The organism is Mesorhizobium sp. WSM4832, from assembly GCF_055811115.1.
In genome coordinates, this window is record NZ_JBVVQH010000012.1 from 120,795 (window position 1) to 132,879 (window position 12,085).

A 12,085-nucleotide genomic window follows, 5' to 3' on the forward strand; every position below is an offset into this window, starting at 1 on the left:
CGCCTTGCCGTCAAAAGCGTCCTGGAGTTCCGATCGTCAGGGCGAGCATCAGTATCTCCGGCTACAACTTCCCGCATTCGATCCCGACGCCTGCCAAAGCCAAGCCCCGCGACCAGGTTGAGCTAACGGCCGAGGTCCAGCGGGTCGACGCCGGCGACGGCACGGTCACCATCCATTTGAGCCTTGGCGGCGTCATCACGCTCAATGTCCGCCTTGCGGCCAAATATGTTCCCCCGAAACGCCGCTCGCCGCTGATCGACAGAGCGGATTGAAGTCCCTTTCAACAGGCTTTCAAAGGGTCTGACCTTGGCGCGCAGGGCATTGATCGGCTTCTCAACCAGCTCGTAAGAGAGGACCGCCGCTATGAATGAACCGGTCAAAGCCAGACTGGCGCTGGATATTGACAACGGGAGGGTCGACGTGGGCGTCGGGCAGACCGGCAATAATCGGGTAGTGCCACAGATAGAGCGAATAGGAGATCGTGCCGACATAGACGAGCGGCTGCACCGATAGCATCCGGTTCAGATAGCCTTGGCTGACCAAGGACAGGACGAGCAAGGCGGCTGAGAGGTCGACAACAACGCCGCCGAGAAGCAACGGTGTCGCCGTGCGCCATTGCAACGACAACGCCGCCCACGCCAGCCCCGCCATGCCGACAGCGCCCAGGCCGTCTGAAGCAAACTTGCCCGGCCGCCACGGCATGAGGGCAACCGCGCTGCCCAGGACCAGGCCGCTCATTCTGGTGTCGGCCCGATAAAAGGTGCGACCGAAGTCGTGCCCCATAGAGAGGTCGAAAAACCGCCATGACGTTGCCAGGATAAAGACCGCGCTCAGAACATAGAACGCTGCCCTGCCAGACGAGCGCGGCAACGCGAGCATGACCAGTGGCCACAGGAGGTAGAAATGCTCTTCGACCGACAGCGACCAGGTGTGGATAAGCGCGCTCGTCGGCACGTGCCAGAAGGCGCGCGAATAATCGGAGAGGTAGAAGCCCGCCAAGAGTGCATCTCGCCCGGCGGCATCGTCGGGAAAGACGACAGGTGCCACGACAAGGTAGCAGCCGAGCACCAGCAGCAAGGCCGGCCATAGACGCATCGCCCGCCTAAGATAGAACCGGCCCAAGTGGATCGTTCCGGTGCTGTCGCGTTCCTCAAGCAGCAGCGATGTGATGAGAAATCCGGACAAGACAAAGAAAATGTCGACGCCTACAAACCCACCCGGAAAATGCAGGCGGTCGCAGTGAAACGCAACGACCGCTGCCACTGCTATCGCCCTCAGACCGTCTAATGCCGGGTTGCGTGTCACTTCCAGGCCCAATTCCCTGCCTCTACAATAGCCTGTCACCGGCCCAGCACAATGATGCTTCCAGCGGTGATGTTGCCGGCCGTGGAGCATTGATCGGGTTGGTCGATCCGACGAACAGCCGATCCAGGAAACCGTTGCTGTAACAGCGCTTCACGACGCCCGAGAGCTTGGCCCGTGGATCATTACAATGGACGTGTGCGCCCGTCGTGGATGTGGCGTGAGAACCGGCCGAGATTGTGGCAGTCTCTGTCCCCCAAGGTGACCAATCCAGCGAGACGCTGAACGCAACCAAGCTCGGCCTTCGCCATGCTCGCCGGCCTCATTCCAAAGGGCATCGTCGAGAGTTTCGTCGGCCCAGATCCCAGCTGATCCGCTGCCAACTGATCTTGCCCGCCGCGCGCCGCCGGTCGGTTTTGGTGCCAACTGAAGTTGCGCGGCCCGTTTTCTGGCTTTCCGGCCGGCCTCACTTGAATATCGGCGCATCTCAGGCCAGGCTGCCCTGCAGCACCTTCAGCTTCGTCTTCTTCGGGCTGCGAGCGACCAGCCATTCGCGCGCCTTGTCCTGCGGCATCGGGAAGGCGATCGAATAACCCTGCACCTGGTCGCAGCCGATCGCCATCAGCGAGTCGAGCTCGGCCTCGGTCTCGGCGCCCTCGGCGACGATCGAGATGCCCAGCCCCCGGGCAAGCTCGGTGATAGCGCGCACGATCTTGCTGTTGTCGCCGTTCTCGTTGATGTTCTGGACGAAGCGGCGGTCGATCTTCAGCCGGTCGATCTCGTTCGGGTTGACGTGGCTGAGCGAGGCATAGCCGGTGCCGAAATCGTCGAGCTCGAGATGCACGCCGGCGGCGCGGATATGGCGGAGCTTGGCGGCAATGCCGGTCTTCTCGTCGTCCAGGATGACGGATTCGACGATTTCCAGCGCCAGCTTCTGCGGTGGCAGCCCGGCGCGCTCCAGCGTGCCGAACAGGAAGGCGTCGAAATCGGGCTCGCGCAACTCGGTGCCCGACACATTGACGGCGATGCGCCCGAAATCGATGCCGGCGCGGTTCCATTCGGCGGCTTCTTCAATAGCTTTGGCAATGACGATGCGGCCGATCTCCGGCATGAAGCCGCATTTTTCGGCGACAGGAATGAATTCGCCGGGCGAGATCATGCCACGCTCGGCGTGCCTCCAGCGCACCAATGCCTCGATGCCGCTGATCTTGCCGCTGGTCAGCGATACCTGCGGCTGGAAATAGACCTCGAAGCTCTTGTTGGCGATCGCCGTGCGGATGTCCTGTTCGAGTTGCTTGCGGTAGTCGAGCTCGCGGCGCAGTTCCTCCGAGAAGAAGGAGAAGTTGCCGCCGCCGAGCTTCTTGGCGGAATAGAGCGCGAGGTCGGCATGGACGAGCAGGTCCTGCGCATTGTCGGCGTCGACCGGATAGACTGCGATGCCGGCGCTGGCGCCGGGCATGATGGTTGTGCCCTGGAACGTGATCGGTTCGTTGATCTCGTCAAGGATGCGCTTGGCCAACGCATGGATGTCCTCGGTGCTGCCGGCGCCGTTGAGGATCATGACGAACTCGTCGCCGCCGAGCCGGGCGCAGAGATCCGATGCCCGGCAGGAATCGCGCATGCGCTGCGCGGTCACCACCAGCACATAGTCGCCGGCGGCGTGGCCGAGCGTATCGTTGATCTGCTTGAAGCGGTCGAGGTCGAGCTGGATCACCGCCAGGCGTTCACGGCGGCGGTGTGCCCCCTTGATCAGCGTTTCGAAATGGTCGGTGAGGAAGGTGCGGTTGTGCAGGCCGGTCAGGCCGTCATGCACGGCGATGAAGGCCATCGAGTTGCGCGCGTCGACCAGCTCGCGCGTCTTGCGCAGGATGGCGTTGGACATCGGCCGGAAGATGAACAGCGCCACCAGCACGATGACGCCGAGGGTGGCGAAAAAAAGCGTGCGGTGCAGGTCGAGCATGTTGCTGGACTTTTCGTCGGCGAAGGCGCTGATGCGCTGGCCGAGCGCGGCATAGCCGGACATCGTCGCGTTGGCGACGGAGGCGTCGAGGCCGACGCGTTCGCCGCCGCCCTTGTAGCCGTCGCTCTGCATGCCGAGCTGCGAGGCGAAGGACGAGATCAGCCTGTCGCCATTGGCGACGAGGCCGACCGAGAAATAATCGAGGTGGAACGGCTTGCTGAACAGCACATACTCGATCGACTTCGGATCGTTGCGCGCCGGCGACAGCGGATCGGCCCCCGTCTCCTTGAGCAGCCGGTCGTAGTTGGTCTCGAACGCTCCTGTCGCGTCCTTGAGGGCAGTAACCAGCGCCGGCTGCTTGTCGCGCGAGGCCGCACCGGTGGCGCTGGCCAGGAAAACGATGCGCTGCGACAGCGCCTTCTGTGTCGAGACGATGTCGAGCAGCGCATCATTGTGCTGCTGCTGCGCCATCAGCTGCTGCAGAAGAATGAAGGAAGCCACCACCATGGCGGCAATGATCGTCAGCGCCAGCCAGTAGCCGGTCTTGATGAGCAGGATCAGCTTGCGCGAAACGCTGTGCACTGGCTGCTGCGACATAACTGGGTGACCCCTCCGACCGACGGATTCCTGCCCTGGATTCGTGGAAAAACGCTTGCCTTGAAAGAGTTAACAGGTCGGCAAGGGGCGCTGGCGGCCGTCATGGCGGCGCCGCAAAGCTCGCAAGATGGTTATCACGTCCTTTCCCGCACACTCCTGTTTTGATCGCATCGTGGTCGGACCGTCGCCAAGGATTGCGATCGAGCTTTCGCAACGCCACCGAGGCAGTCGCTTTTGCGATGGATTTTTTGCGCCCGTAGCGCGACAGTCCGGCCTCGAACCGAATAGGGCCGGACCATGAGCAAAGCATTCCTTTCCCACATCGACAGCGAGCTCGAGGGCCTGAAATCGGCCGGGCTCTACAAGTCCGAGCGGGTGATTTCCTCGATGCAGTCCGCCGAGATCGAAGTTGCCGGCCAGAAGGTGCTGAATTTTTGCGCCAACAACTATCTCGGCCTCGCCGACAGCCCCGATCTGCGCGACGCGGCAAAGCACGCGCTCGACCGCTACGGCTACGGCATGGCCTCGGTGCGCTTCATCTGCGGCACGCAGGAGGAGCACAAAGAGCTCGAGGCGGTGATCTCGTCCTTCCTCGGCATGGACGACACCATTCTCTACGGCTCGTGCTTCGACGCCAATGGCGGCCTGTTCGAGACGCTGCTGGGCGAAGAGGACGCCATCATCTCGGATGCGCTGAACCATGCCTCGATCATCGACGGGGTCAGGCTCTCCAAGACCAGGCGCTTCCGCTACGCCAACAACGACATGGCCGATCTCGAAGCCCGCCTGAAGGAAGCGAAGGACTGCCGCTTCCGGCTGATCGCCACCGACGGGGTGTTCTCGATGGACGGCATCATCGCCAACCTCAAGGGCGTCTGCGACCTTGCCGAGAAATATGACGCCATGGTCATGGTCGACGACAGCCATGCGGTCGGCTTCGTCGGCAGGAACGGCCGCGGCTCGGCCGAGCATTGCGGCGTCGAGGGCAGGGTGGACATCATCACCGGCACGCTCGGCAAGGCGCTGGGCGGGGCCTCCGGCGGCTACACGTCGGGCAAGAGGCAGGTGATCGACTGGCTGCGCCAGCGCTCGCGACCCTACCTCTTCTCCAACACGCTGATGCCGGCGATCGCCAGCGCCTCGATCAAGGTGTTCGACCTGATCCGCAATGGCGACGCGCTGCGCTCGCGCCTATATGCCAACGCGGATCGGTTCCGGTCGCAGATGGGCAAGCTCGGCTTCACGCTGGCCGGCGCGGATCACCCGATCATACCCGTGATGCTGGGCGATGCGGCTTTGGCGCAGGAGATGGCCGCGCGCATGCTGAAGCGCGGCATCTATGTCATCGGCTTCTCTTTCCCGGTGGTGCCGAAAGGCCAGGCGCGCATCCGTACGCAGATGTCGGCGGCACATTCCACTGCCGATATCGACCGGGCGGTCGAGGCGTTCGGCGCGATCGGCAAGGAACTAGGCGTGATTGGATGAACGGCCGGCATCGAAAAGCAGCGCCCGATCAATAGATTCGAGGAACAAAATGTCCAACATGATGAAGGCGCTGGTGAAGGCCAAGGCTGAGCCGGGCATCTGGATGGAAGAGGTGCCGGTGCCCGAGATCGGCCCCAACGACGTGCTGATCAAGGTCAGGAAGACCGCGATCTGCGGCACCGATGTCCACATCTACAATTGGGACCAGTGGGCGCAAAAGACGGTGCCGGTGCCGATGGTGACCGGCCACGAGTTCGTCGGCACGGTTGCCGATTACGGCGCGGCGGTCACCGAGTACAAGGTCGGTCAGCGCGTTTCGGGCGAAGGCCACATCGTCTGCGGCCATTGCCGCAACTGCCGCGCAGGGCGAGGCCATCTCTGCCGCAACACGCTCGGCGTCGGCGTCAACCGTCCAGGCGCCTTCGGCGAATATCTGGCGATCCCGCAGCACAATGTCGTGCCGATCCCCGACGACGTGCCCGACGAGATCGCCGCCATCTTCGATCCGTTAGGCAATGCGGTTCACACCGCATTGTCCTTCGATCTCGTCGGCGAGGACGTGCTGGTCACCGGCGCCGGTCCGATCGGCATCATGGGCGCGCTGGTCGCGCAATGCGTCGGCGCGCGCAAAGTCGTCATCACCGACATCAACCCGGTTCGCCTGGATCTGGCGCGCAAGCTCGGTGTCCAGCATGTCGTCGACGCCTCGAAGGAGAAGCTGCGCGACGTGATGCCTTCAATCGGCATGAGCGAAGGTTTCGACGTCGGTCTGGAGATGTCGGGCGCCGCGCCCGCCTTTCGCGACATGATCGACACCATGAACAATGGCGGCAAGATCGCCATCCTCGGCATTGCGCCCACCGGCTTCGAGATCGACTGGAACAAGGTCATCTTCAAGATGCTGCACCTCAAGGGCATCTATGGTCGCGAGATGTTCGAGACCTGGTACAAGATGATCGCGCTCGTGCAGGGGCCGCTGGATGTGTCGGGACTGATCACGCATCGTATCGGCATCGACGATTTCCAGATAGGCTTCGATGCGATGCGGAGCGGCAGTTCCGGCAAGGTGGTGATGGATTGGTAGTCAGCGCAGAATTCTATTTGTCATCAGCCATTTCGCCGAGCGGGGCCACGCGTAGTTCGCACCCATGCGAAGATCGGTAAAGCCTTGCGAAACAGGTTTTCCGGTTTCAGCGTCGAGGATGCGAATGAACATGGTATGCTCTGTTCGGTTGACGCGCGTTACGACGCCAAGCAGGGCAAGAGACGCGCCGTGTTCCCTCGCAATCTTGCCTTCGCAGCCCCCGCAGTTGCGCAGTCCATGCGGCGCGGTCGACGGCACATTCGCAACCGGCTCATCAATTACCGCAAAACGACCGGATTGGGAGAGCATGTCCTTCGCGACTTGCGCCGACTCGGACAGATAGCGCCTGTCGCGTTCATCCGGAGGAATTATCCCCGCCCCGGCGCTCTTGTCTTCCAATTCGAAAGGGAACACCTCGATTGACGTCGGCTTTACCTGTTGGGCGTGCGCGGACACGCAGGTGCCTGCAAGCAGCGTCGTCAGGAGAGTCAATGTGCGAATGCGCATGATAGTCCTCCCGTCGATGTAGTCCTCCCGCCGACGCGGCAATGACTATAGACCGATCGATCATCAAAATCACGACCGAGAGGAAATTCGAGCTTAGACTGGACATGGAGCCATCACGCAACCCCAATCGTTCGGAGCGACTGGCCTTGACCCTTGCTTGAAGCCAGACTGGCCGCGAGTGCGGCCAATCCTTCCGCGATCGCCGCCCGCTCCGCCGCGCCAAGCTTAGCCAGCAACCCGCTCTCGAAAGCCTTCGCCAACGGCACCATCTCGCGATAGGCGGCTAGCCCCGCTTTGGTCAGTGTCAGATGCTCGACCCGGCGGTCGTTTTCGTCGGGCGTGCGCGTCAGCCAGCGCCTGCGCTCCAGCTCGGCGACGGCGCGCGACACCTTGGTCTTGTGCATGGCCGACTGCTCGCCGAGCTCGGTGGCGGTCATCGTGCCGCGCTGGCCCAATCCGGAAAGCGTGCGCCATTCCGGTCGTGTCAGGCCGTGACGCTCCTTGTAGATTTTCGAGAACTCGCGGCTGACGGCATCGGCAAGACGATAGAGCCGGTACGGCAAGAAGGTTTCGAGTTCCAGGACCTCCGGTTCCATGGGTTCCCCCCGGCCATCAGCGGTTGATAGTTACATTTTCAATGGTTACAAATGAAACCAGTTTGGTCAATTCCCAAAGTGCCGCGTGTCTCTGTGGGCGCGCAGTGGACGCTTCGGGACGAAAGGAGCGCCGCTCATGTTGGCGCCAGGAGGAAACGATGGCCTTTGCCTACATGCCGGGCTTCGGCAACGACTTCGAGACCGAGACGCTGCCCGGCTCGCTGCCGCAGGGCCGCAACTCGCCGCAGCGGCCGGCCTACGGTCTCTACGCCGAGCAACTGTCCGGCTCGCCCTTCACCGCACCGCGCGGCACCAATGAACGTTCCTGGCTCTACCGCATCCGTCCCAGCGTAAGGCACACCGGCCGCTTCAAGGGCGCGAGCTACCCCTTGTGGAAGACCGGGCCTAATATCAGCGACCACGAGCTGGCGCTCGGCCAATACCGTTGGAACCCGACGCCGATGCCCTCCGAGCCGACGGACTTCATCTCCGGCATGCGCACCTTCACCACGGCCGGGGACGCGGTCGGCCAATCCGGCATGGCCGCGCATGTCTATGTCGCCAACCGCTCGATGACCGACGACCATTTCTTCAATGCCGACGGCGAGCTGATGATCGTGCCGCAGGTGGGCGCGCTGCGCTTCGTCACCGAGATGGGCGTGATCGAGCTTCGCCCCGGCGAGATCGCGGTGCTGCCGCGCGGCCTCGTCTTCAAGGTCGAGTTGGCTGACAAGGAGGCGCGCGGCTATGTCTGCGAGAACTACGGCGCCAAATTCACCATGCCGGACCGCGGTCCGATCGGCGCCAACTGCCTCGCCAATCCGCGCGACTTCAAGACGCCCTGCGCATGGTTCGAGGAGAAGGAGACGCCCTGCCGTCTGATCGTCAAATGGTGCGGCTCCTTCCACGTCACCGAACTCGGCCATTCGCCGCTCGACGTGGTCGCCTGGCACGGCAACTATGCGCCCTACAAATATGATCTGGCGACATTTTCGCCGGTCGGCGCGATCCTGTTCGATCATCCCGATCCGTCGATCTTCACGGTGCTGACGGCGCCGAGCGGCGAGGAGGGCACGGCCAATGTCGATTTCGTCATCTTCCCGCCGCGCTGGCTGGTGGCGGAAAACACTTTTCGGCCGCCCTGGTACCACCGCAACATCATGAGCGAGTTCATGGGCCTGATCCATGGTCAGTACGACGCCAAGGAAGAGGGATTCGTGCCCGGCGGCATCAGCCTGCACAACCAGATGCTGGCGCATGGGCCGGACGCGTCCGGCTTCGAGAAAGCGACGCGGGCCGATTTGAAGCCGGTCAAGCTCGACAACACCATGGCCTTCATGTTCGAGACGCGTTTTCCGCAGATGCTGACGCGCTACGCCGCCGAGCTCGGTACCTTGCAGGAGAACTACATCGACTGCTGGTCGGACCTGAAGAAGCGCTTCAACGGCACGCCCGAGGGCGACTGGTCTTGAGCGGCGGGGATACGTCCGAGCGCCTTGTCCTTCTCGGCTCCAAGGGCGGCCCGGCGGTCCGCCCTGGCGGTCCTTGGCCGAGTTCTTTGCTGCTTGAAATCGCTGGGCGGGTGATCGTCGTCGATTGCGGGCTGGGTATCACCCGTTCGCTCACCGATACCGGCATAGGCCTCAAGGCGCTCGACCTGGTCTTCATCACGCATCTCCACTCGGACCACGTGCTGGAACTCGGGCCGCTGATCCACACCGCCTGGACGGCGGGGCTGGCGACGCCGGTGATTGTCTATGGACCGCCGGGCACGGGCCTTTATTGGCAGCACTTCTGCCGGGCGATGAATTTCGATATCGAGATCCGCATCGTCGACGAGGGCCGGCCGGACATCCGCAAACTGGTCTCGGTCGAGGAGTTCGGCGAAGGGCTGGTGCTGGAAGACGGCCACTTGAAGGTGACGTCGCTGCGCGTCGACCATCCGCCGGTGACCGACTGTTTTGCGCTTCGATTCGAGCATGGCGGCCGGAGCGTGGTGTTTTCCGCCGACACGGCGTTCTTTCCGCCGCTGGCCGACTTTGCCAAAGGGGCAGACATCCTCGTCCACGAAGCCATGCTGGAGGCCGGCGTCGAAAGGCTGGTTGCCAGGACAGGCAACGGCGCGCGGCTCCGAGAACATCTCTTCGCCAGTCACAGCCTGGCCGAAGAAGCCGGCTGTATCGCCAGCCAGGCCGGCGCGAAGCGGCTGGTGCTCAATCATCTCATTCCGGCCGACGATCCCGCGATCGGTGACGCCGACTGGACCGCAGCCGTCAGGAAAACATGGGCCGGTGACTTGACGATCGCCCGCGATGGCCTTGTTGTGGAATTAGCCGGCGACCAGGCCGCGTCAGGAGAGGAAACCGCATGAAGCTTGCCACATTGAAGAACGGGACGCGCGACGGAAAACTGGTCGTGGTCTCGCGCGATCTGACGCGGTTCACCGACGCTTCCTTCCTGGTGCCGACGCTGCAGGCAGCGCTCGACGACTGGCGCCGCATCGCGCCGCATCTGGCGGCCATGGCGGAATCGCTTGAGACAAACGCCGTGCCTTCGGCGCGCTTTCATGAACATGACGCGCATTCGCCGCTGCCGCGCGCCTACCAATGGGCGGACGGCTCGGCCTATGTGAACCATGTCGAGCTGGTGCGGAGAGCGCGCGGCGCCGAGATGCCGGCTAGTTTCTGGACCGATCCGCTGATCTACCAGGGCGGCTCGGATAGCTTCATTGCACCGCGCGATCCGATCCGCATGGCCGACGAGGCCTTCGGCATCGACATGGAGGCCGAGGTGGCCGTCATCGTCGACGACGTGCCGATGGGCGCCGGGCTCGACGAGGCGAGAGAGGCGATCCGCCTCGTCATGCTGGTCAATGATGTCACGCTGCGCGCCATGACCGGGCCGGAACTGGCAAAAGGCTTCGGCTTCTTCCAGTCCAAGCCGTCATCCGCATTCTCCCCGGTCGCGGTGACGCCGGATGAGTTGGGAGATGCCTGGGACGGCGGCAAGGTCAACCTTGCGCTGCTGGTCGATCTCAACGGCAGGCCCTTCGGTCGGGCGAATGCCGGCATCGACATGACTTTCGATTTTCCGGCGCTGATCGCGCATGCCGCAAAGACCCGGCCGCTCATCGCCGGCACGATCATCGGCTCTGGCACCGTGTCCAACAAACTGAATGGCGGACCGGGTAAGCCGGTGGCGGCTGGCGGCGCCGGCTATTCCTGTATCGCCGAATTGCGGATGATCGAAACGATCGAGGCCGGCGAGCCGAAGACGCCCTTCCTGCATTTTGGCGACACTGTGCGCATCGAAATGAAGGACAAATCGGGCCATACGATCTTCGGCGCCATCGAGCAGAAGGTCGAGAAATACGAGGGGTGAGGGAAGAGCCAGAACGGTGACCCTGCTCGAGCATCTGCGCCGCATGGCGCGCAACAGCCTGTGGTCGAACGATCGGCTCTATCGTGCAGTGCTTGCGCTTCAATCCGGCGAGTTCGAGGCAGGGCGCATCAGCTTCTTTCCGTCGATCAAGGAGACGTTGAACCACATCCTGGCCGTCGATCGTCTCTATCTCGATTTTCTGACCGATGGCGGCCTGGGTGCCTCGGCCTATGACGACTTCATGCCGTTCGACGATGTGGCAAGCCTGGCGGCGGCACAGGCCGATTTCGACCGCAGGCTTGTCGCCTTCTGCGACGGTCTGTCGGAGGCCGACCTCGACCGCCGCGTCATCACCGACCGGCGCGAGGACGGCATGGTCCCGGAACGCATCGGCGACATCCTGGCGCATGTCTTCCTGCATGACATCCACCATCGCGGCCAGGCCCACGCCATGCTCTCCGGCACCTCGGTTAAGCCACCGCAGTTGGATGAATTCCTGCTCGACTACGACGTGAAGCTCAGAGAGGATGAAGTGGAACGGCTGGGGCTGTGAGCGAGCGAGCACGCCTCAGGAATTATCGTAGTTACGAAAATTATTGACTTAATTATTGTAGGTACATAAATTCCGAGCGGCTGGCCAACATCGAAAAGCACGGGCTGGATTTCGGAGTTCTTCCTTGCCGCAACCGTTCGCGCGGCCAAAGCCGGTCGCTTCATGGCGATTGGTCGCACGGTCGGCGGCATTGTTGCCGTGGTCTTTGCTCGGCTCGGCACCGAAGGCATTTCGATCGTTTCGATGCGGCCGGCCAACCAGACGGAAAGGAGGTTCTTCGATGACGAAAGCTAAGTTGAACGCGACCAAGCCTGACAAGGAGTTCAAGCCAGGCAAGGGCTTTGCCAAGGAAGATTGGGACGCCGTTTCCGACAATCCCGAATGGACCGAGGAGGACTTCCGAAACGCCCGTCCTTTCACCGAAGTTTTCCCTGACCTTGCCGAGAGCATTCGCCGCTCGCGCGGCCGCCCGGCGCTCGACAATCCAAAGAAGCAAGTGACACTGCGGCTCGACAGCGACGTGATCGCTCGCTTCCGCGCCAGCGGGCCCGGCTGGCAGAGCCGGATCAACGATATCCTGCGTAAGGCCGCCGGCCTCCAAAAATAGCTCGATCGCATGG

13 protein-coding genes are annotated in these 12,085 nt (G+C 62.7%); 8 read left to right on the forward strand and 5 right to left on the reverse strand.

The features are described from left to right. Positions 1–122: 122 nt before the first annotated feature. From AC0L2L_RS18260 to AC0L2L_RS18270, 3 genes are all read right to left on the reverse strand, one after another. Positions 123–380 (reverse strand): hypothetical protein, encoded by a 258-nt coding sequence (locus AC0L2L_RS18260; RefSeq protein ID WP_473579957.1) that lies wholly within the window; start codon positions 378–380, stop codon positions 123–125. Next, the gene (locus tag AC0L2L_RS18265) at positions 334–1,263 is read right to left on the reverse strand and encodes an acyltransferase family protein (protein ID WP_473579958.1); all 930 of its coding nucleotides are present in this window, start codon (positions 1,261–1,263) and stop codon (positions 334–336) included. Before AC0L2L_RS18265 ends, AC0L2L_RS18260 begins: the two co-directional genes overlap by 47 nt. A 526-nt stretch (positions 1,264–1,789) precedes the next feature. Further along, the gene (locus AC0L2L_RS18270; RefSeq protein ID WP_473579959.1) at positions 1,790–3,859 is read right to left on the reverse strand and encodes a putative bifunctional diguanylate cyclase/phosphodiesterase; all 2,070 of its coding nucleotides are present in this window, start codon (positions 3,857–3,859) and stop codon (positions 1,790–1,792) included. Positions 3,860–4,156: 297 nt separating this feature from the next. Between AC0L2L_RS18270 and AC0L2L_RS18275 the strand changes: the two genes are divergently transcribed. Beyond that, positions 4,157–5,344: a glycine C-acetyltransferase gene (locus AC0L2L_RS18275; protein WP_473579960.1), complete on the forward strand. Its 1,188-nt coding sequence runs from the start codon at positions 4,157–4,159 to the stop codon at positions 5,342–5,344. Positions 5,345–5,393: 49 nt separating this feature from the next. Then, positions 5,394–6,428: an L-threonine 3-dehydrogenase gene (gene tdh, locus AC0L2L_RS18280; RefSeq protein ID WP_473579961.1), complete on the forward strand. Its 1,035-nt coding sequence runs from the start codon at positions 5,394–5,396 to the stop codon at positions 6,426–6,428. Here tdh and AC0L2L_RS18285 read toward each other — a convergent pair whose 3' ends face one another. Further along, complete coding sequence (locus AC0L2L_RS18285) at positions 6,429–6,935, reverse strand: DUF2380 domain-containing protein (protein WP_473579962.1); 507 nt, start codon at positions 6,933–6,935, stop codon at positions 6,429–6,431. Between the two features lie 113 nt (positions 6,936–7,048). Continuing rightward, the gene (locus AC0L2L_RS18290) at positions 7,049–7,531 is read right to left on the reverse strand and encodes a MarR family winged helix-turn-helix transcriptional regulator (protein ID WP_473579963.1); all 483 of its coding nucleotides are present in this window, start codon (positions 7,529–7,531) and stop codon (positions 7,049–7,051) included. A 158-nt stretch (positions 7,532–7,689) separates the two neighbouring features. On the opposite strand from AC0L2L_RS18290, the gene hmgA reads away from it, so the two are divergent. From hmgA to AC0L2L_RS18320, 6 genes are all read left to right on the forward strand, one after another. Continuing rightward, positions 7,690–9,003, forward strand: a complete 1,314-nt coding sequence (hmgA, locus tag AC0L2L_RS18295) for a homogentisate 1,2-dioxygenase (protein WP_473579964.1) — start codon at positions 7,690–7,692, stop codon at positions 9,001–9,003. After that, positions 9,000–9,902, forward strand: coding sequence for an MBL fold metallo-hydrolase (locus tag AC0L2L_RS18300; RefSeq protein WP_473579965.1), 903 nt, complete (start codon positions 9,000–9,002; stop codon positions 9,900–9,902). Before hmgA ends, AC0L2L_RS18300 begins: the two co-directional genes overlap by 4 nt. After that, positions 9,899–10,912 (forward strand): fumarylacetoacetate hydrolase family protein, encoded by a 1,014-nt coding sequence (locus AC0L2L_RS18305; RefSeq protein ID WP_473579966.1) that lies wholly within the window; start codon positions 9,899–9,901, stop codon positions 10,910–10,912. The genes AC0L2L_RS18300 and AC0L2L_RS18305 overlap by 4 nt, the downstream gene beginning before the upstream one ends. 16 nt (positions 10,913–10,928) lie before the next feature. Beyond that, positions 10,929–11,465, forward strand: coding sequence for a DinB family protein (locus tag AC0L2L_RS18310; RefSeq protein ID WP_473579967.1), 537 nt, complete (start codon positions 10,929–10,931; stop codon positions 11,463–11,465). 162 nt (positions 11,466–11,627) lie between these two features. After that, the gene (locus AC0L2L_RS18315) at positions 11,628–11,759 is read left to right on the forward strand and encodes a BrnT family toxin (RefSeq protein WP_473579968.1); all 132 of its coding nucleotides are present in this window, start codon (positions 11,628–11,630) and stop codon (positions 11,757–11,759) included. After that, complete coding sequence (locus AC0L2L_RS18320) at positions 11,746–12,072, forward strand: BrnA antitoxin family protein (protein WP_473579969.1); 327 nt, start codon at positions 11,746–11,748, stop codon at positions 12,070–12,072. Before AC0L2L_RS18315 ends, AC0L2L_RS18320 begins: the two co-directional genes overlap by 14 nt. The last annotated feature ends 13 nt before the right edge of the window (positions 12,073–12,085 follow it).